Below are 19,788 nucleotides of genomic sequence, written 5' to 3'. Positions count from 1 at the left end.
GCTATTTCTCGAACAACCGCGCGGCGTCGAATATGGCATCCAACCGTTCGTATCGGTCGCGCGTTTCGGGCCAATTGGCCTCTTGAACGGCAGCGATCAGCGCCTCTAGCAGCATCATCGTAGAGGTGTTGCTATCCCAGGCCGAGGGGATCTGCGTCCATGAGTGAAACGTGTGCTCGGCGTGGTTCGCCACCGGGCTGGTCCACTGATCTGTCATCAGGATGACGCGCACGCCGCGTGCGCTGGCCAGTTGCGCGAGGCGCAAAAGGTTTGTCTCATAGCGGCGCATATCGAACAGCAGCAACACATCGCCCTCCGACATATCCAGCACGTAATGCGGCCATGTGGCCGAGCTGGAAGTCATATGCGTGATGCGCCGCCGCACCGCCTGAAAATGGGTAAAGGCGTAATCGGCCAGCGCGCGGCTGATCCGGCCCCCGACGACGTAGAGGCGACGTTCAGGATCGGCCAGCAGCTGCGCGGCGGAATCGAATTGCGCGCTGTCGATATTGGCCAGCGTCTGCTGGATATTGTCGCCGATGGCGGTGGCGAAGCGATTCAGCAAATGCGTTGCGGGCACGTCGCTGGCCCATTGATCGCGCCGCTGCGTGGGGCCAGACGCCTTGGCCTCCAGCTCGGCCAGAAGCGCTTGCTGAAACTGCGGATACCCCTTGAAGCCCAGCTTTTGCACCAGCCTTGCCAGCGTGGGCGTAGACACCTCGGCATTGGCCGCCGCGATGGTGATCGAGGCGAGGCCGGCGGCGGGATAGTTGTCCAGAAGGGCCTGCGCGAACTTGCGCTCGGACGCGGTCAGCGAGGCATAATGGCTGCGGATCGCCTCGCGGACGGTCTTGTGATTGGGGGTCGAGCCGCTGAGGGCCGGATCGCTCATGTGCCGGGCCTTACATGGGGGACGGCCAAAAGAGGGTGAGCCGCGATTTGTGACTGGAAAGATATTGACAGAAATTCCCGCGCGTGAAAACAATTTTTCATCAAGGGAGGGGATGTCATGTCGGAGCAGCCGGAAGGCAGCGATGCGGTCGAAGTGATCGGGGAGGGCGCCACCGGCGCTGCACTGATCCTGTGCGAGCATGCATCGCACCGCATCCCGGCGGACTATGACGGCCTCGGCCTCAGCGATGAGGCCGCAACCAGCCATGCGGCGTGGGATCCCGGCGCGCGCGATCTGGCCCTGCACCTGATGCGCCGCCTTGATGGCACGCTTGTGGCCAGCACCGTTTCGCGGCTGGTCTATGACTGCAACCGCCCGCCCGAGGCCGCGTCGGCCATGCCCGAGAAATCCGAGCTGATCGAGGTACCGGGCAATGCGAGGCTGACACAGGCCCAGCGCGATCGGCGGACCGAGGCAGTCTATCGCCCCTTCTGCGCGGCCGTGACCGCCCAGATCGAGGCTCGCGCTGCCCGTACGCAGCCGACGGCGATCATCACCGTTCACAGCTTTACCCCGGTCTATTACGGCCAGATGCGTGAGACGGAAGTGGGCATTCTGCATGATGCGGACAGCGCACTGGCGGACGCGATGCTGAAAGCCGGCGCCAAGCTGGAGCGGCGCGGCCTGCACCGCAATCGCCCCTATGGCCCCGAGGATGGCGTGACCCACTCGCTGCAGATCCACGGGATGGCCAATGACCTGCCCAATGTGATGATCGAGGTGCGCAACGACCTGCTGCAGACACCCGCGCAAATCGCCGCCATGGGCGATGAGCTCTGCGCCATGATCACGCCCGCGCTGGTGCATCTGGGCCTGCAAACCCAAGGGGCGGCGCATGCCTAGCATCATTCGGGGTTATGTGCGCGGGATCGACGCGATGAACCGCTTTGTCGGGCGCGTCGCGATGTATCTGATCTTTGCGCTGATCGGCGTTCTGCTCTGGTCGTCGGTGTCCAAGACATTCTTTGATCCGACGCTTTGGACGCTCGAGACGGCGCAATTCGTCATGGTCGCCTATTACGTTCTGGGCGGGCCCTATGCGATTCAGATGGGCTCGAACGTGCGCATGGATCTGTTCTATGGCGAATGGAGCGCAAAGCAGAAGGCATGGATGGACGCGTTCACCGTGCTCTTCCTGCTCTTCTATCTCGGCGTTCTGCTCTATGGCGCCATCGGCTCGACTGCCTATTCGCTGGGACATTTCCAAGGCGAGCCGTTCAGCTTCTTCTGGAATCTTCTCACCACGTTCGTCACCGAAGGGCCCAGCGCTGCCAAGGAGCAGATGGGTTTCATGGAGCGCAGCCCGACCGCCTGGCGGCCTTTTATCTGGCCGGTCAAGGCAATCATGATCCTCGGCGTCACCCTGATGATCCTTCAGGTGCTGGCTGAATTTTTCCGCGATATCGGCCGTATCCGCGGGGTGGAGCTCTGATGCCATACGAAATGATCGCGATTCTCATGTTCAGCTCGATGATGCTGATGCTGCTGACGGGTCAGCGGGTGTTCGGCGCCATCGGCTTTGTTGCGGCGGCGGGCGGCATGCTTTTGTGGGGGACCGGCGGCGCGGATGTGCCGTTCTCGGCGGCGATGAAGCTGATGAAATGGTATCCGCTGCTGACGCTGCCGATGTTCATCTTCATGGGCTACGTCCTGAGCGAGAGCCGCATCGCGGACGATCTCTACAAGATGTTCCACGTCTGGATGGGGCCGGTGCGCGGCGGTTTGGCGATTGGCACGATCCTGCTGATGGTGCTGATCTCGGCCATGAATGGTCTGTCGGTCGCGGGCATGGCCATCGGCGCCACCATCGCGCTGCCGGAACTGTTGAAGCGCGGCTATGACAAGATCATGGTGACGGGCGTCATTCAGGCGGGCTCTTCGCTTGGCATCCTCGTGCCGCCCTCGGTCGTGCTGGTCCTTTATGCGATGATCGCGCGGCAGCCGGTGGGGCAACTCTGGCTGGCGGGTGTGATTCCCGGCCTGATGATGGCGACGATGTTCGTCATCTACATCTATGTGCGCTGCCGGATGCAGCCGGACCTGGGCCCGCCCCTGCCCCCCGAAGACCGCGATGTGCCCATGGGCGAGAAACTGCGCCTGCTGAGCGCGGGCCTTTTGCCGCTGCTGATCTTTGCCGTGATGATGGTGCCTTTCGTCAAGGGTTGGACGAGCCTTGTGGAAAGCAGTGCAATCGGTGCGATGGCCGCGTTCCTTGCCGCCGTGCTCAAAGGCCGGATGACGCGGGAGGTGTTCGAGAATTCGGTACGCCAGACGCTGGGCATTTCGTGCATGTTCATGTGGATCATCCTCGCCGCTCTCGGCTTTGGCGCGATCTTTGACGGGCTGGGCGCGGTCAAAGCGATCTCGGACCTCTTCACCACGCAATGGGGCCTGTCGCCTTGGGTGATCCTGATCCTGATGCAGCTCAGCTTTATCATCATGGGTACGTTTCTGGACGATACCGCGATGCTGGTCATCGTCGCGCCCCTATACGTGCCTCTGGTCGGTCAGCTGGGCTTTGACCTGATTTGGTATGGCGTGCTTTACACCATCACTTGCCAGATCGCTTATATGACGCCACCCTTCGGCTATAACCTCTTCCTCATGCGCGCCATGGCCCCTCCCGAGATTTCGATCCGCGATATCTATCGCTCGATCATCCCCTTTGTGGCGGTCATGGTCGGTGCGTTGATCGCCGTCATGGCATTCCCGCAAATCGCGCTGTGGCTGCCTAATCTGGTCTATAACTAGGCCCAATCCCGATCCCGGCCGAACCGGGGCGACACATGATCCAACCAAGGAGAAAAAAGATGACGACACGCAGAAAGTTTCTGGCCTCCGCCGGCATCGGCACCGCGGCGACCGCACTGGGCGCACCCTCGATCGTGCGCGCGCAGGCGCCGATCAAATGGCGTTTTCAGACCTATGCCGGCGCTGCCCTGGGCGAGCAGGTGACAAAACCGGCGATCGACTACATCAACAGCGCCGCAAATGGCGAGATGGAGATCGAGCTGTTCTACGCAGATCAGATCGTGCCCACCGGCGAGCTCTTTCAGGCGCTGCAGCGTGGCACAATCGACGGCGTGCATTCGGATGACGACTCGATGGCCTCGCCCACGCCGCTGCAGCGGTTCGGCGGCTATTTCCCGATGGCGACCAAGCACATCCTCGACGTGCCTGTTCTCTTCAACCAGTACGGTCTGGCCGATATCTGGACCGAGGAATACGACAAGGTCGGCGTCAAGTGGCTGTCCGCCGCGGGCCAGGATCCGTGCAACTTCAACACCACCAAGGAAATCACGTCGCTGGCCGATCTGGATGGCCTGCGCCTATATACCTTCCCCACGGCGGGCCGGTTCCTGTCGCAATTCGGCGTCGTGCCGGTCAGCATCCCCTACGAGGATGCCGAAGTCGCGGTGCAGACGGGCGAGCTGGACGGCATGGCATGGTCTGGCATCACCGAGGATTACACGGTGGGCTGGGCGGACGTCACCGACTACTTCCTGACCAACAACATCTCGGGTGCGTGGATCGGATCGTTCTTCGTCAACCCGCAGAAATGGGCGGACCTGCCCGAGCACCTCAAGCAGATCGTCATGGCCGGCATCGAGGCCAGCCACACGTATCGCAACCAGTGGTACTGGGGCGGCGAGGCGCGTCTGCGCGCGCAAGGCGACAAGCTGAAACTGCGCTCGATCCCGCAATCCGAGTGGAAGGAGGTCGAACAGGCCGCGCTGACCTTCTGGGACGAGATCGCCGAAGAGGGCGAGGTTCACCAGAAGGTGGTGCAGATCTTCCGCGACTACAATGACGTGATCAGCAAGGCCGGACCTCCCTACAACTTCGAGTGATCCCGCCTGACGTCCGCCCGCTCCGGCACGTCGCCGGGGCGGGCACATTTCCACATCGCCATCCTATTTTCGAGGTTCCCCATGCCTGCCCAAACCGCCGCGCTCAGCTTTGACGATCTGAAGAAACAGGTGAAGGACGGAACGGTCGACACCGTTCTGGTTGCCCTTGTCGATATGCAGGGCCGCCTGATGGGCAAGCGTTTTCACGCGCAGCACTTCATCAATGGCGCCTGGGAAGAAACCCATTGCTGCAACTACCTGTTGGCCACCGATCTGGAGATGGCGACGCCCGAAGGCTATGCCAGCACCTCGTGGGAGTCGGGCTATGGCGATTACGTCATGCGGCCCGATCTGGACACGCTGCGCCCCATGCCGTGGCTGGACGGCACCGTTCTGGTCCTCTGCGACGTACTGGACCACCACACACACGAGCCCGTGCCCCATTCCCCCCGCGCGATGCTGAAAAAACAGCTGGCCCGGCTGGAAGAGATGGGAATGACCGCCATGATGGCGACCGAGCTGGAGTTTTTCCTCTTCGAGAAAAGCTTTGACGAGATCCGCAAGGACGGCTACCGCGACCTCGCGCCGATCTCGGGCTATAACGAGGATTACAACCTCTTCCAGACCACAAAAGAAGAGCATGTGATGCGCCCCTTGCGCAATCATCTCTATAACGCGGGCCTGCCCATCGAATGCACCAAGGGCGAGGCCGAAGCGGGCCAGGAAGAGCTGAACATCAAATACGCCGCCGCCCTCGATACGGCCGATTTCCATACGATCGCCAAGCACGCGACCAAGGAAATCGCGTGGCAGCAGGGCCATGCTGTCTCGTTCCTGCCCAAGTGGAACAAGGACCGTGTCGGCAGTTCCTCCCACGTGCATCAGTCGCTGTGGAAGGACGGGCAGAACGCGTTTTTCGACAAATCCGACGATCTGGGAATGTCGCAGCTGATGAAGCATTACATGGCCGGTATGCTGAAATACGCACCGGACTACACGTATTTCCTCGCGCCCTATATCAACAGCTACAAGCGGTTCCAGAAGGGCACCTTTGCCCCCACGCGCACCATCTGGTCCGTCGACAACCGCACCGCCGGTTTCCGCCTCTGTGGCGAGTCGACAAAGGGCGTGCGCGTCGAATGCCGCGTGGGCGGATCCGACATCAACCCCTACCTCGCCATGGCAGTGCAACTGGCCGCCGGCCTTGCCGGCATCGAGGAAAAGCTGGAGTTGGGCGCGCCCTTCAAGGGCGATGCCTATTCCGGTGACGAGGGGATGATCCCGACCAATCTTCGGGATGCCTACGCATCGCTGAAAGGGTCCAAGATGCTGCGCAAGACACTGGGTGATGATGTGGTCGATCACTATGCCCGCGCCGCCGAGGTCGAAATCGAGGACTTCGACGCCGTCGTCACCGATTACGAGATCGCACGCGGCTTCGAGCGCTGTTAAGGCGCGGCTGAGGCCGGAGTTAATTGAGAGCGCCGGAGCCTCCGGCGGGGATATTTTGGGGCAAGAAGAAAGACTGGCCCCTGCGAAGGATTGGATAGGGTTGCAATGAGTGAGACACTGACCTGCGTTTCGCCGATCGACGGATCGGTGTTTGCGACGCGCGAGACGCTGGATCTGAACGGGGCCAAGGCCGCCGCCGCCAGCGCGCGCCGCGCGCAAGTGAACTGGGCCGCGCTGCCCCTGGCCGAGCGGATCCGCCTGGTCATGGCCGGCGTCGAGGCCGTGGGCGCGATGAACGACGCCGTGGTGCCCGAGCTGGCCCGCATGATGGGCCGGCCCGTCCGCTATGGCGGCGAATTCGGCGGCTTCAACGAGCGTGCATCGCATATGGCGAAGATCGCCGAGGACGCGCTGGCCGATATCGAGGTGGGCGAGGACGAGACCTTCCTGCGCTATATCAAGCGGCTGCCGCATGGTGTGGTTCTGGTCGTGGCGCCGTGGAACTACCCTTACATGACCGCAATCAACACGGTCGCGCCCGCGCTGATCGCCGGAAATACGGTTCTGCTGAAACATGCCACGCAGACGCTGCTGGTGGGCGAGCGTATGGCGCAGGCATTTCATGACGCAGGCGTGCCTGAAGATGTGTTCCAGAACGTCTTTATGGGGCATGAGACCACTTCGGGTCTGATCGCGGCGGGCGGCGTCGATTTCGTGAACTTCACCGGCTCGGTCGGCGGGGGCCGCGAGATGGAGCGCGCTGCAGCGGGCACCTTTACTCCTGTGGCGACCGAACTGGGCGGCAAGGATCCCGGCTATGTCATGGAGGATGCGGACCTCGATGCCGCCGTCAACACGCTGATCGACGGGGCAATGTTCAATTCGGGCCAATGCTGCTGCGGCATCGAGCGGATCTATGTGCATGAGAGCCTTTACGATGCGTTCGTCGAGAAGGCGGTGAAGATCGTCGAGGGCTACAAACTGGGTGATCCCATGGACCCCGAGACGACCATCGGGCCGATGGCGCATGTCCGCTTTGCCAAGGAGGTGCGCGACCAGATCGACGAGGCTGTGGCGGCTGGCGCCACTGCGCACATCGCCAAGATGGACGCCGATGATGGTGGCGCCTACCTGACGCCTCAGATCCTGACGGGTGTTACGCATGATATGCGCGTCATGCACGACGAAAGCTTTGGCCCCGTCGTGGGCATCATGAAGGTTGCCTCGGATGACGAGGCAGTGGAGCTGATGAACGACAGCAATTTCGGCCTGACCGCCAGCCTCTGGACCGCCGATGTCGAGCGGGCGCAGGCGATCGGCGACCGGATCGAGACGGGCACCGTATTCATGAACAGGGCCGATTATCTGGACCCCGGATTGTGCTGGACCGGCTGCAAGGATACGGGCCGCGGCGGCGGGCTTTCGATCATCGGCTATCACAATTTGACGCGCCCCAAATCCTACCATCTCAAGAAGGTGACAAAATGAACCTCACTGGAAACTGGTCCTACCCCACCACCGTGAAATTCGGCGCGGGCCGCATATCAGAGCTGCCCGGCGCCTGCGCGCAGGCCGGTATCAAGCGGCCCCTGCTGGTCACCGACAAGGGGCTGGCCGATCTGCCGATCACGCAGCAGGTGCTGGACCTCATGGAGAGTGCGGGCTTTGGCCGCGGCATGTTCTCGGATGTCGACCCCAACCCGAACGAAATCAACCTCGCCGCCGGTGTCACAGCCTATCTTGAAGGCGGGCATGACGGCGTGATCGCCTTCGGCGGCGGTTCGGGGCTGGATCTGGGCAAAATGGTGGCCTTCATGGCGCATCAGACGCGCCCTGTCTGGGACTATGAGGACGTGGATGACTGGTGGACGCGTGCCGATGCCGATGCCATCGCGCCCATCATCGCGGTGCCGACGACCGCCGGCACCGGATCCGAAGTGGGGCGCGCCAGCGTGATCACCAACTCGGTCAGCCATGTGAAGAAGATCATCTTTCACCCCAAGGTGCTGCCCACGATCGTCATCTGTGACCCCGAGCTGACCACCGGCATGCCCAAATTCATCACGGCGGGCACCGGGCTCGATGCCTTCGCGCATTGCGTCGAGGCGTTCAGCAGCCCGCATTACCACCCGATGAGCCAAGGCATGGCGCTGGAGGGGATGCGCCTGGTCAAGGAATACCTGCCCCGCGCCTACAAGGACGGAAGCGATCTTGAGGCGCGCGCGCATATGATGAGCGCCGCCATGATGGGCGCGACCGCGTTTCAGAAGGGCCTCGGCGCGATCCACGCGATGAGCCATCCGATCGGCGCCGTTTTCGGCACGCATCACGGCACGACCAACGCCGTCTGCATGCCCGCGGTGCTGGAGCTCAATGCACCCGAGATCCGGGACCGCTTCCGCTCGGCGGCGGCCTACTTGGATATCGAGGGCGGCTTCGACGGGTTCTGCGCCTTCGTGCAGGAGTTCAACGACAGCCTCGCCATCCCGCGCAAGCTGTCGGATATGGGTGTCACCGCCGACCGCATCAGCGATCTGGTGGACGAGGCGGTGCAGGATCCCAGCTGTGGTGGCAACCCCGTCAAGCTGACCAAGGAAAACCTGCGCGCGCTCTTCGAGGCGAGCATCTAAGCTTTCATTGTTCTTAAAATACTCAAAAAAGAACCCCGGGCACCAATTGGCGTCCGGGGTTTTTTCATTGCGCCAGGCTGCGCTTACTCGGCGGGCACGGCGATCTCTTCACCCCCCAGCGGATGGGGCAGCTTGTCCAGCATCTCGCGCGGGCAGATCTGTACGAAATGCGCACGCTCGGTGTCCCAGTGCTGCAGGATATCGAGTGCCTTGCGGCTGCCGGTCTCGTCCGCGTGGCGCTGGATCAACGCCTTCAGCTGCGCCTCCCAATGCGGATGCTGCACCGGGCCCGTGACAATGGTTTCGCGGTTCATCATCGGTGCGGCGCGGCCCTCGGGGTCATAGAGATAGGCCATGCCGCCCGTCATGCCCGCACCGAAATTGGCACCGATGCGGCCCAGGATCACGGCAACGCCGCCGGTCATGTATTCGCACCCGTTGCTGCCACAGCCCTCGATCACCACATGCGCGCCCGAATTGCGCACGGCAAACCGCTCGCCCGCGCGGCCGGCGGCAAAGAGGTAGCCCGCCGTCGCGCCATAAAGGACGGTGTTGCCGATGATGGTGTTCTCGCTTGCATCGAGCGGGCTGGACATGGGCGGGCGCACCACGATGATCCCGCCCGAGAGGCCTTTGCCGACATAATCGTTGGCGTCGCCCGACACTTCCAGCTTGAGCCCCGGGGCGGCGAAGGCGCCAAGGGACTGGCCCGCGCTGCCCGACAGTTTGACCGTCAGGTGATCGGGCTGAAGCGCATTGCGCATGCCGAACTTGCGCACGATATGGCTGCTGACGCGGGTGCCCACGGTGCGGTGTGTGTTCTGCACGGCGTAATGCAGCTGCATCTTCTCGCCATCGTCGAGGAAGCGCGCGGCATCGCGCACGATCTCGGCATCCAGCGTGTCCAGCACCTCCTGCCGGGGTCGCAGGCGGTCATAGGGGGCGCCGGGACTGGCCACGGTGATCAGCATCGGGTTGAGGTCCAGATCGTCCAGATGGGCCGAGCCGCGGCTGACCTGTGTCAGCAGATCCGCGCGCCCAATCACCTCGTCGAGGCTGCGCGCGCCGATGCTGGCCAGCACCTCGCGCACTTCCTGCGCGTAGAACGTGATGAGGTTCACGACCTTCTCGGCATTGCCGGTGAATTTGGCTCGCAGGTTTTCGTCCTGCGTGCAGACGCCGACGGGGCAGGTGTTGCTCTGGCACTGGCGCACCATGATGCAGCCCATGGCAATAAGTGCCGCGGTTCCGATGCCGTATTCCTCGGCGCCCATCATGGCGGCCATGACGATATCGCGCCCGGTCCGCAGCCCGCCATCGGTGCGCAGCGTCACGCGCCCCCGCAGGTTGTTCATCGACAGAACCTGATGCGCCTCGGTCAAGCCCATCTCCCACGGCAGGCCCGCGTATTTGATCGAGGTCGCGGGGCTGGCGCCGGTGCCGCCATTATGGCCCGAGATCAGGATCACATCGGCCTTGGCCTTGGCGACGCCCGCCGCGATGGTGCCGACACCCGATTGCGCCACCAGCTTGACCGTGACCTTGGCGTGCGGGTTGATCTGCTTGAGGTCATAGATCAGCTGCGCCAGATCCTCGATGGAATAGATATCGTGATGCGGCGGCGGCGAAATCAGCGTGACACCCTTGGTCGAGTGACGCAGCCGCGCGATCAGTTCGGTCACTTTCATGCCGGGCAGCTGGCCGCCCTCCCCGGGCTTGGCACCCTGGGCCACCTTGATTTCCAGCTCTTCGCACTGGTTGAGGTATTCGGCGGTGACGCCGAACCGGCCCGACGCGACCTGCTTGATCTTGGCACTGGGGTTGTCGCCATTCGGCTCGGGGTGAAAATGCGCCGGATCCTCGCCGCCCTCGCCACTGTCGCTGCGCGCGCCGATGCGGTTCATTGCGACGTTCAGCGTCTTGTGTGCCTCGGGGCTGAGCGCGCCAAGGCTCATGCCAGGCGTGACAAAGCGTTTGCGGATCGCGGTGACGCTCTCCACCTCATCCAGCGGGATGGCCTTGCCCATCGGCTTGATCGCCATCAGATCGCGCAGATGAATCGGCGGGGCCGATTGCATGGCAGCCGAGTAGCGCTTCCACAGATCGAAGCTGGCCGTGTTGCAGGCGGTTTGCAGCATATGCATGTTCTGCGCGCCCCAGGCGTGGCTCTCGCCCGATTTGCGCGCCTTGTAAAATCCCCCGATGGGCAAGACGTTGCTGGCATTGCCGTAAGCCTTTGCGTGGATCTCCTCCAGCTTGGCCTGGATGCCGGTCACGCCAATGCCGCTGATACGGCTGACGAGGCCGGGGAAGTACTCGGCGCACATGGCACGGCTTAGCCCGATCGCCTCGAAGTTCAGGCCACCGCGATAGGACGAGATGACGGAAATTCCCATCTTGGACATGATTTTCAGCAGGCCCTGGTCGATGGCCTTGCGATACCGCGCGACCACCTCGGTCAGGCTGCCATCCAGCAGGTTCCGCTCGATCCGGTCGGCCAGGCTGTCCTCGGCCAGATAGGCATTGACCACGGTCGCGCCCGCGCCGATCAGCACGGCGAAATAATGCGGGTCGATGCATTCCGCGCTGCGTACATTGAGCGAGCAGAAGGTGCGCAGACCCTTGCGCGTCAGGTGGCTATGCACGGCGGAGGTGGCCAAGATCATTGGCATGCCGATGCGTGCCTCGCCCGCGTCCTGATCGCTGAGCACCAAATGCCCTGCACCGCTGCGGACGGCATCCTCGGCCTCGGCGCGGACACGCTCCAGCGCCTCCTGCAAGGCGCCCGGACCGGGGACGAAGCTGCAGTCGATATGCCCGACGGTCGAGCTGAACTGCTCCATCAGCACAGTCCACTGGGCGTTGCCCACGAACGGGCTATCCAGCACGATGATTTGCGTCTGCGCGCCGCTCTCGTCCAGCACGTTGCGCAGGTTGCCAAAGCGGGTCTTGAGGCTCATCACGCGGTATTCGCGCAAGCTGTCGATGGGCGGGTTCGTGACCTGACTGAAGTTTTGCCGGAAATAGTGGCTGAGCGGGCGGTACTGGTTGCTCAGCACCGCGCTGGGGGTATCGTCGCCCATCGAGGCGATGGCCTCCTTGCCGTCCTCGCCCATCGGGGCCAGGATCTGCTCCAGTTCTTCGATGGTATAGCCTGCGGCGATCTGGCGGCGGCGCAGATCCTCGCCGGTATGCATCGGCGCCTCGCTGACGACGGCCAACGCCTCGTCCAGCTCGTTGATCTTGCCCACCCACTCGCCGAAGGGCAGCGCGGCGGCCAGCTTGTCCTTGATCTCGACATCATGGAAAAGCTTGCCCTCCTTCATGTCGACGGCCAGCATCTGGCCCGGCCCCAGCGCACCCTTCTCGCGCACAGTGCCCTCGTCGATCGGCACCATCCCGGCCTCGCTGCCCGCAATGACAAGGCCGTCGCCGGTCACGACATAGCGCATGGGGCGCAGGCCGTTCCGGTCGAGCCCCGCGCAGACCCAGCGGCCATCCGTCATGGCCAGCGCGGCGGGTCCGTCCCAAGGCTCCATCACGCTGTTGCAGTAGGAATACATGTCGCGCCACGCCTGCGGCAGTTCCTGCGCGAGGTTGGACCAGGATTCCGGCACCAGCATCGTCTTGGCCATCGGCGCCGAGCGGCCCGCGCGCACCAGCACTTCGAAGACGGAATCCAGCGCGGCGCTGTCCGATGCGCCGCCGGGAATGATCGGCTTGATATCCTCGGCCAGATCGCCAAAGGCGGAGGAGGCCATGCGGATCTCATGGCTCTTCATCCAGTTGCGGTTGCCCTTGAGCGTGTTGACCTCGCCATTATGGGCCAGCATGCGGAAGGGCTGCGCCAGCCACCATTGCGGGAAGGTGTTGGTCGAATACCGCTGGTGGTAAATCGCGAAGGCGGATTTGAACCGCTCGTCCATCAGGTCGGGGTAGAAGACCGCGACCTCCTCGGCCAGCATCATGCCCTTGTAGATGATCGACCGGCACGACAGCGACGCGATGTAGAAATTCGCGATCCCGGCGGCGATCACCGCTTTTTCGATGCGGCGGCGAATGACATAAAGCTCGCGCTCGAAATCCTCCTCCTCGATGCCCTTGGCGTTCGAGATCAGGATCTGCTCAATTTCGGGGCGCGTGGCATTCGCCTTTTCCCCAAGACAATCGACATTGACCGGCACGTGGCGCCAGCCATAGATCGTGTGGCCCATGCGCAGCACTTCGGTCTCGACGATGGTCCGGCAGGCCTCTTGCGCGCCGAAATCCGTGCGCGGCAGAAACACCTGCCCCACGGCCACCAGCTGATCCTCGCGCGGCTCGTGCCCAGTGCGGCGGATCTGATCGTAGAAGAACGGCACCGGGATCTGCAGGTGGATACCCGCGCCATCGCCGGTCTTGCCATCCGCATCCACCGCGCCGCGGTGCCAGATCGCCTTCAGCGCGTTGATGCCCGCCTGCACCACGCGGCGCGACCGCTTGCCGCTGACGGCGACGACAAGGCCGACCCCGCAGGAGGAATGCTCTTCTTCATGCGCATACATGCCGTTCTCGGCCAGATAATCGCGCTTGGCCTGCTCTTCGGAGGCCCATGTGGCGTCATACTTTGTCATGAGGTCTCTCCTTCAACGGGTGGGTGCTGGGCCTCGTAATCGGCTGCGGTCCTGCGGGGATGTTCGCCCTGGAGTTCCGCGTACGCCGGGGCCTGATCAATGTAGATTTCGGATCTGATCGGATAGGCGGCGGCGTCCCGAAAGATGCCGGCGACCAATTCGTAATCCTCGCCGCTTTCTTGGTCACGGAGCCAAAGGTTGCTTCCGCAGGTGCCGCAAAAGGCGCGCTCGGCGAGATGCGGTGCGGTGTAGCGCGTCACGGGGCCGCGCACGGTGACGACGTCTACAGGCGCGTCGAACGTGGCGTAGAGCCCGCCAGACCACCGCTGACAGCGATAACAGTGGCACACACCGACCTCGGTGTCATGCGCGCCGGACACCGTGATTTGAACGGCGCCGCAGAGGCATTGGCCCTGGATTTCGTCAGCTCTGTTCATTCGGCGGCGACCGCCTGCGGGGTGGCAAAATCGGCCATGATCGCATCAGCACAATCGCGCCCGTCGCGGATGGCCCAGACGACCAGCGACGCGCCGCGCACAATGTCGCCGATGGCATAGACGCCGGGCAGTGACGTGCGGCCGCTGGTGAACTCGGCCTTGATGGTGCCCCAGCGCGTGACTTGCAGCTCCGGCTGGCCCCAGAGAACGGGCAGTTCCTCGGCCTCGAACCCCAGCGCCTTGATCACCAGATCGGCGGGCTCGTCATGCACGGCGCCTTCGATTTCCTCCGGCGACTGGCGGCCGGTGATGTCGGGCGCGCCAAGGCGCATCTGCTGCACGCGCACCGACGTGACGGGATCGCCCGAGAACCCCTTGGGCAGGCTCAGCCACGCGAATTCGACGCCCTCTTCCTCGGCATTGGCAACCTCACGCTGGCTGCCGGGCATGTTCGTGCGGTCGCGGCGGTAGAGGCATTTGACCGAGGTCGCGCCCTGCCGGATCGCCGTGCGCACGCAATCCATGGCCGTGTCGCCGCCGCCAATCACGACGACGCGCTTGCCCGAGGCATTCAGTGTGCCATCGTCGAATTCGGGGACCGCATCACCGAAGGACTGGCGGTTGCTGGTCGTCAGGTAGTCGATGGCGCGCACGATGCCCTTGGCGCCGGATCCCGGCCCCTGCAATTCGCGGGACTTGTAGACGCCGGTGGCGATGATGAGCGCGTCGTGCTTGGCACGCATCTCGTCGAAAGTGATGTCCTCGCCCACGTTGCAGTTGAGCCGGAAATTCACGCCGCCCGCTTCAAGCTGCGCCATCCGGCGCATCACCACGTCCTTCTCCAGCTTGAAGCCAGGAATGCCGTAGGTCATCAGGCCGCCGCCGCGGTCGTAGCGGTCATAAACCGTCACCTGCACGCCCTCGCGGCGCAGCATGTCAGCCGCCGCCAGCCCGCCGGGGCCGGCGCCGATGATACCGACGCTCTCAGAGCGCTCCTGCGTCGGGGCGGCGGGCGTAACCCAGCCCTCGTCCCACGCCGTATCGGTGATGTATTTCTCGACTTGGCCGATGGTGACTGTTCCATGGCCCGACTGCTCGATCACGCAATTGCCTTCGCACAGCCGATCCTGCGGGCAGATACGACCACAGATTTCGGGGAATGTGTTGGTGGCCTGGCTGATCTCATAGGCCTCCTTCAGGCGACCCTCGGCAGTGAGGCGCAGCCAGTCGGGGATGTTGTTGTGCAGTGGGCAATGGCTCTGGCAATAGGGCACGCCGCATTGGCTGCACCGACTCGACTGCTCGCGTGCCTTGTCGGCGGCGTATTCAGCGTAAATCTCGCGGAAATCCTGCGCGCGCAGATCGGGCGGGCGCTTCTCCGGCATGTCGCGCATGACGGTGGTGAATTTCAGCATGGGGTTGTCGGACATCGGCGCACCTATCTATTCAGCCGCTGATGAATAGACCGGGCGCCAGAAGTATAAAAGACAGCATTGCTGTCCTATATAACAGTTTTAATTATCACACCGCCGAATTTCGCCGCTCGCCACCGTAAACTATGTCAGCAATGCTTACCATATATTCAAAACCCGGCCCAGAGCAGGCCCAAAGCCACCGTTCCAATGGCGATTCGCCAATAGCCAAAGGGCGCGTAGCCGTTGCGCGAGACGAATCCGAGCAGCCACTTCACCACCAGAAGGCCACTCACGAAGGCCATTGCGAAACCAACGGCGATATCGCCCATCGCGCTCAGGTCCAGCACGTCGCGGTTCTTGTATAGGTCATACGCCACCGCGCCCGCCATGGTCGGCATCGACAGGAAGAACGAGAATTCCGCCGCCGCGCGCTTGTCGACCCCCATCAGCAGCGCACCCACGATGGTCGCCCCCGAGCGGCTGGTGCCGGGAATCATCGCAAGGCACTGAAAAAGCCCGATACGGAACGTTGTCCAGATCGGCAAGCGCGCCGCATCATGATGGCGAGGCTCTGGCGCGAACCGGTCGACGAAGATCAGGATGATACCGCCCAGTATCAGCATGACCGCAACCAGAACAGGCGTCTCGAAAAGCACCGCCTTGATAAAGCCGTGCGCCATGACGCCAACAACCAGCGCGGGCAGGAAGGCGATCAGGACCGAGGCGAGAAAACGCCGGGCGCCGGGGCTGTGCGGCGCGTCTACAAGCACCTGCGTCAACCGCGTGAAATAGACACTGAGAAGCGCCAGAACGGCGCCCAATTGAATCACCACCTCGAAACTGCGACCCGGCGAGTGAAAGCCGATGAAATGCCCGGTCAAGAGCAGGTGACCAGTCGAGGACACCGGGATGAACTCGGTCAGGCCTTCGATCAGCCCGAGGGCGGCGGCGACCAATGTGGTATCCGACATACGGCGGTCTTTCCTTGGAGTGTGCTCCGCTCAGCGCCGTGCGCGTGGCGGGCCAGAGCGCGTCAATGCGTGCCCAATTTGCCCGATGCGTCCTTGGCCGATTCCTTCATCGCGGCGTATTGGCCGGAAGGGCGAAAGCGCCACAGGTAATCCGGCAGAACCGCCTCGAGCGAAGTCTGCTGGATGCCCAGGTCTTCGAAACCTTTGGCGCCGTCGGACACGACATTATCGGATTTCAGGGACGTCACCTGATCGCGCGTGATTTGCGCGGGCAAAAGACCCAGCGTCAGTGTCTGGCCCAGTTCCATCAGCGCGCCCAGACCTTTGGCCGGCAGGAATGGAATATTGATGATCATGCGGCGGCGGCGGATGACGCGCAGCATCATCTCCATCAACTCGCGGAAAGTGTGCACATCCGGTCCGCCCAGCTCGTAGATACCCGGCGCAGCCTTGCCCTGCGCGCCCATCGCGGCAGCATCGGCCACGTCGCCCACATAGACCGGCTGAAAGCGCGTGTCCGCCCCGACGACCGGCAAAGCCGGGCCCATCTTGGTCATGCCGGCAAAGCGGTTGAAGAACGCGTCCTCGGGGCCGAAGACAATGGAGGGACGCAGGATCACGGCATTCGGGAAATGCTCGAGAATGCCCTGCTCGCCGCGGCCCTTGCTTTGGGCATAGAGGCTGTCGCCGTCCACATCCGCACCGATGGCCGAGAGGTGGACGAGATGCTGAACGCCCTCCTCGGCGGCCATGCGGGCGATGCGAGTCGCGCCCGCATCCTGCACGGCGTCGAAGTTGTTCTTGCCCTTGCGCTCGAACGTGCCAACACAATTGACCACTGCATCGGCGCCGCGCGTGAGGTCACGCACGCTGTCGTCGTTGCGGATGTTGCACAAAATCGGCTCGACCTGGCCGACAACGCCGTAGGTGCGCACGAACCCGGCCGTTTCAGGGCGGCGGCACGCGACCCGCACGCGCCATCCGGCCTGCGCCATGCGGTAGGCGACATAGCGGCCCACAAAGCCCGATCCGCCAAAGATTGTGACCAGTTTCGACATAAGGAAAGCCTCCGGCGCGCCCAGTTCTATTCTTGTGCGCCTACCGTCCTACCCGTGCCGGCGCCCGCGGGCAAGGCGACATGGCGGGCCCGCGCGAAAAAGCCCGTTGACACGCCCCCGCCCCCCGTCTAAACGGCCCCTCACGTGACCTGCCCAGGTGGCGGAATGGTAGACGCGCTAGCTTCAGGTGCTAGTACTGGCAACGGTGTGGAGGTTCGAGTCCTCTCCTGGGCACCACTTGTCCTAGAACATGGTTTCGAATACGGATTCTTCTTGCCGCTCTTCGAATCCTGGGGGCCCCTGCCGCGTTGAACCAAGCGCCAGCTTTCGTCCCACACGGCAGCGCTTTGATTTGCCGAGCGTTCGAGCACCCTTAAGTTCCCAGATTTTCGACAAGGCGCTGCTCGGGTCCAAGGCCGTCCCTCTTGGCGGTATCACGGGTAACGCTCGGCCGATACTTGCAAAGCCGGCACCGCTCGTGACGCCTAACCCACTTCCTTCTGGATATGATAGCCATCGACGCGCGCAGCGATGAGGCGGCGGAGGCGCGCGGTATCGCGGGCCTCCAGCGTCTTTTCCAGCTCGCGCAGCATCGACGATGTCTCGATCTCGCTCAGACTTGCCTCTTCGGCGCGCAAGATCTTGGGGTGCGGCGTCGCACGGAGGCTGTCATCGTCGATCAACAGCTCCTCGTAGAGCTTCTCACCCGGGCGCAAGCCGGTGATCTCGATTTCGATATCGCCCTTGCCGGTCTTGGAATCGCGGACCGTGCGGCCCGACATCTCGACCATGCGGCGTGCGATATCGATGATCTTCTGCGGCTCGCCCATGTCCAGCACAAATACGTCGCTGCCCTTTGCATAGGCCCCCGCCAGCAGGACAAGGCGCGCGGCCTCGGGGATCGTCATGAAAAAGCGTGTCACCTCGGGATGGGTCACGGTCACCGGTCCGCCCTGCTTGATCTGCCGCTCGAAGAGAGGCAGCACCGAGCCGGAGGAGCCAAGCACATTGCCGAAGCGCACGATGGCGAAGCGTGTGCGGGTCGTGCGGGTCTGAAGATCCTGTACGACCAGTTCGGCCAATCGTTTGGATGCGCCCATGATATTGGTCGGGCGCACGGCCTTGTCGGTCGACACGAGGATGAACCGCTCGACCCCGGCCCGCATCGCGGCATCGGCCACCACCTTGGTGCCCATGACGTTGTTGCGTGCGCCCTCCAGCTCGTTTTCCTCGACGATTGGCACGTGCTTGTAGGCGGCGGCATGCAGGACGATCTCGACCTCGCACTCGCTCATGACGGCGGCGACCCGCGCTGCATCCGTGACAGAGCCGAGGCGCGTAGTGATCGCCACCCCCGCACCGGCGGCGCGTTTGCGCATGTCCTGGTCGATCGCGTAAAGCGCGATCTCGCTATGCTCGAAAAGTACGATGCGCTTGGGACGGCGGTTGATCAACTGGCGGCAAAGCTCTGACCCGATGGAGCCGCCCGCCCCTGTCACGAGGACGGTGCGCCCGGCATAGGCCTTGGCGATTTCAGGCGTGTCCAGATCCACCTTGTCGCGCCCCAGAAGGGCGTCGGGGCTTACGGGGCGCAAAGGCTCGCCCGCGCCCTTGCCGGTCATCATCTCGATGTAAGACGGCAGCACCTGCACCTCGAGGCCCAGAGCCGCGAGCTTGTCGATCAGGGCGCGGCGACGCTCCTCGGAGATCGAGGGGATGGCCAGAAGGACGCGCTGGATCCTGTGACGCTCGACCAGCTTTTTCAGATCGGACGACGCATAGACTGGCAGGCCCGCCGTCATCAGACCCTGAAGGTTGGAATTGTCGTCGATGAAGAGAACGGGCCGAGCCTCGGGCGATTGGCGCAATGCCGCGGCCATCTGGATGCCGCCCGCGCCCGCGCCATAGATTGCAACGCGCTGCCGAGTGCCCTGACGGTCCTCAAGCCAGCCCAGCAATGTGAGGGCGGCGATGCGCGTGGCAAGCGAAGCAAGAAAGAAGACGGCGCAGAAAATGATCGGCACCGAGCGCGGCCCGGACAGGTCAAGCATATAGCTCAGCGTGATTGCCAGAAGCGCCAGCAAGGCCGCGGTCGTGCCGATTCGGGTCACGGCGCGCATTTCCAGCGCGTTCAGTTTGATCCTTGGCAGCCTGCAGATCGAGATCAGGACGCCACCCAGGACGGTCATCAACACAAAAAGGGACAGGGAATCCTGAACACGGTCCATTTGCGTCAACGTGCCGTAGCGCAACGCGAAAGCGGCATAGAGGCTGATCGGAACGAGCAGTGTATCCGTCACCAAAAAGATCGCCCGCTTGGCGAGACGCGGCAGATTATGAAGCTTTTCCGATATCATGGGAATGACTGGCCTTGACCCTTAAGTGGCACCGCTGCCGTTTAGCGGCATT

Annotated in this window: 14 protein-coding genes and 1 tRNA gene; 8 read left to right on the top strand and 7 right to left on the bottom strand. The window is 63.2% G+C overall.

Features of this window, described 5'->3' with window-relative positions; all coding sequences use genetic code 11:
* Position 1: 1 nt before the first annotated feature.
* Entirely contained in the window at positions 2–892 is an 891-nt protein-coding gene (locus tag BW975_RS02135; protein ID WP_076530586.1) for a MurR/RpiR family transcriptional regulator, read from the bottom strand.
* Positions 893–1,009: 117 nt separating this feature from the next.
* Here BW975_RS02135 and BW975_RS02130 point away from each other — a divergent pair, with 117 nt between their 5' ends.
* The 7 genes from BW975_RS02130 (at position 1,010) to BW975_RS02100 (ending at position 8,885) form a co-directional block, all read left to right on the top strand.
* On the top strand, positions 1,010–1,795 hold the full coding sequence (locus BW975_RS02130; RefSeq protein ID WP_076530584.1) for an N-formylglutamate amidohydrolase: 786 nt from the start codon (positions 1,010–1,012) through the stop codon (positions 1,793–1,795).
* A complete protein-coding gene (locus BW975_RS02125) occupies positions 1,788–2,384 on the top strand; it encodes a TRAP transporter small permease subunit (RefSeq protein WP_076530582.1) in 597 nt (198 codons plus the stop codon). The genes BW975_RS02130 and BW975_RS02125 overlap by 8 nt, the downstream gene beginning before the upstream one ends.
* The gene (locus BW975_RS02120; protein WP_076530580.1) at positions 2,384–3,703 is read left to right on the top strand and encodes a TRAP transporter large permease; all 1,320 of its coding nucleotides are present in this window, start codon (positions 2,384–2,386) and stop codon (positions 3,701–3,703) included. Before BW975_RS02125 ends, BW975_RS02120 begins: the two co-directional genes overlap by 1 nt.
* 59 nt (positions 3,704–3,762) lie before the next feature.
* Positions 3,763–4,803 (top strand): TRAP transporter substrate-binding protein, encoded by a 1,041-nt coding sequence (locus BW975_RS02115; protein ID WP_076530578.1) that lies wholly within the window; start codon positions 3,763–3,765, stop codon positions 4,801–4,803.
* An 81-nt stretch (positions 4,804–4,884) separates the two neighbouring features.
* On the top strand, positions 4,885–6,255 hold the full coding sequence (locus BW975_RS02110) for a glutamine synthetase family protein (protein ID WP_076530576.1): 1,371 nt from the start codon (positions 4,885–4,887) through the stop codon (positions 6,253–6,255).
* A 105-nt stretch (positions 6,256–6,360) separates the two neighbouring features.
* Entirely contained in the window at positions 6,361–7,743 is a 1,383-nt protein-coding gene (locus BW975_RS02105) for an aldehyde dehydrogenase family protein (protein ID WP_076530574.1), read from the top strand.
* Positions 7,740–8,885 carry an iron-containing alcohol dehydrogenase gene (locus tag BW975_RS02100; RefSeq protein ID WP_076530572.1) on the top strand — a complete coding sequence of 382 codons (1,146 nt, stop codon included), beginning with the start codon at positions 7,740–7,742 and terminating at the stop codon, positions 8,883–8,885. Before BW975_RS02105 ends, BW975_RS02100 begins: the two co-directional genes overlap by 4 nt.
* 83 nt (positions 8,886–8,968) lie before the next feature.
* Here BW975_RS02100 and gltB read toward each other — a convergent pair whose 3' ends face one another.
* The 5 genes from gltB to BW975_RS02075 all read right to left on the bottom strand — a co-directional run bounded on the left by gltB (position 8,969) and on the right by BW975_RS02075 (position 17,379).
* Positions 8,969–13,498, bottom strand: coding sequence for a glutamate synthase large subunit (gene gltB, locus BW975_RS02095; RefSeq protein ID WP_076530570.1), 4,530 nt, complete (start codon positions 13,496–13,498; stop codon positions 8,969–8,971).
* Positions 13,495–13,935, bottom strand: a complete 441-nt coding sequence (locus BW975_RS02090; RefSeq protein WP_076530568.1) for a GFA family protein — start codon at positions 13,933–13,935, stop codon at positions 13,495–13,497. Before BW975_RS02090 ends, gltB begins: the two co-directional genes overlap by 4 nt.
* Positions 13,932–15,365 carry an NAD(P)-dependent oxidoreductase gene (locus BW975_RS02085; RefSeq protein WP_076530566.1) on the bottom strand — a complete coding sequence of 478 codons (1,434 nt, stop codon included), beginning with the start codon at positions 15,363–15,365 and terminating at the stop codon, positions 13,932–13,934. The genes BW975_RS02090 and BW975_RS02085 overlap by 4 nt, the downstream gene beginning before the upstream one ends.
* A 152-nt stretch (positions 15,366–15,517) precedes the next feature.
* A complete protein-coding gene (locus BW975_RS02080; RefSeq protein ID WP_076530565.1) occupies positions 15,518–16,321 on the bottom strand; it encodes an undecaprenyl-diphosphate phosphatase in 804 nt (267 codons plus the stop codon).
* 62 nt (positions 16,322–16,383) lie between these two features.
* Positions 16,384–17,379 carry a complex I NDUFA9 subunit family protein gene (locus BW975_RS02075; protein WP_076530563.1) on the bottom strand — a complete coding sequence of 332 codons (996 nt, stop codon included), beginning with the start codon at positions 17,377–17,379 and terminating at the stop codon, positions 16,384–16,386.
* Positions 17,380–17,530: 151 nt separating this feature from the next.
* Here BW975_RS02075 and BW975_RS02070 point away from each other — a divergent pair.
* Positions 17,531–17,616, top strand: a tRNA-Leu gene (locus BW975_RS02070).
* A gap of 248 nt (positions 17,617–17,864) precedes the next feature.
* Here BW975_RS02070 and BW975_RS02065 read toward each other — a convergent pair.
* On the bottom strand, positions 17,865–19,736 hold the full coding sequence (locus tag BW975_RS02065; protein WP_076530560.1) for a polysaccharide biosynthesis protein: 1,872 nt from the start codon (positions 19,734–19,736) through the stop codon (positions 17,865–17,867).
* Between the last annotated feature and the right edge of the window lie 52 nt (positions 19,737–19,788).

It is taken from the genome of Roseovarius nanhaiticus, from assembly GCF_900156535.1.
Taxonomy (GTDB): domain Bacteria; phylum Pseudomonadota; class Alphaproteobacteria; order Rhodobacterales; family Rhodobacteraceae; genus Roseovarius; species Roseovarius nanhaiticus.
This window is presented reverse-complemented; position numbering and strand designations above follow the sequence as displayed.

What these genes read in the sequence shown, in the direction of transcription:
- BW975_RS02135 (WP_076530586.1), bottom strand. Translation starts at nt 892, where the DNA reads ATGAGCGATCCGGCCCTCAGCGGCTCGACCCCCAATCACAAGACCGTC.
- BW975_RS02130 (WP_076530584.1), top strand. Translation starts at nt 1,010, where the DNA reads ATGTCGGAGCAGCCGGAAGGCAGCGATGCGGTCGAAGTGATCGGGGAG.
- BW975_RS02125 (WP_076530582.1), top strand. Translation starts at nt 1,788, where the DNA reads ATGCCTAGCATCATTCGGGGTTATGTGCGCGGGATCGACGCGATGAAC.
- BW975_RS02120 (WP_076530580.1), top strand. Translation starts at nt 2,384, where the DNA reads ATGCCATACGAAATGATCGCGATTCTCATGTTCAGCTCGATGATGCTG.
- BW975_RS02115 (WP_076530578.1), top strand. Translation starts at nt 3,763, where the DNA reads ATGACGACACGCAGAAAGTTTCTGGCCTCCGCCGGCATCGGCACCGCG.
- BW975_RS02110 (WP_076530576.1), top strand. Translation starts at nt 4,885, where the DNA reads ATGCCTGCCCAAACCGCCGCGCTCAGCTTTGACGATCTGAAGAAACAG.
- BW975_RS02105 (WP_076530574.1), top strand. Translation starts at nt 6,361, where the DNA reads ATGAGTGAGACACTGACCTGCGTTTCGCCGATCGACGGATCGGTGTTT.
- BW975_RS02100 (WP_076530572.1), top strand. Translation starts at nt 7,740, where the DNA reads ATGAACCTCACTGGAAACTGGTCCTACCCCACCACCGTGAAATTCGGC.
- gltB (WP_076530570.1), bottom strand. Translation starts at nt 13,498, where the DNA reads ATGACAAAGTATGACGCCACATGGGCCTCCGAAGAGCAGGCCAAGCGC.
- BW975_RS02090 (WP_076530568.1), bottom strand. Translation starts at nt 13,935, where the DNA reads ATGAACAGAGCTGACGAAATCCAGGGCCAATGCCTCTGCGGCGCCGTT.
- BW975_RS02085 (WP_076530566.1), bottom strand. Translation starts at nt 15,365, where the DNA reads ATGTCCGACAACCCCATGCTGAAATTCACCACCGTCATGCGCGACATG.
- BW975_RS02080 (WP_076530565.1), bottom strand. Translation starts at nt 16,321, where the DNA reads ATGTCGGATACCACATTGGTCGCCGCCGCCCTCGGGCTGATCGAAGGC.
- BW975_RS02075 (WP_076530563.1), bottom strand. Translation starts at nt 17,379, where the DNA reads ATGTCGAAACTGGTCACAATCTTTGGCGGATCGGGCTTTGTGGGCCGC.
- BW975_RS02065 (WP_076530560.1), bottom strand. Translation starts at nt 19,736, where the DNA reads ATGATATCGGAAAAGCTTCATAATCTGCCGCGTCTCGCCAAGCGGGCG.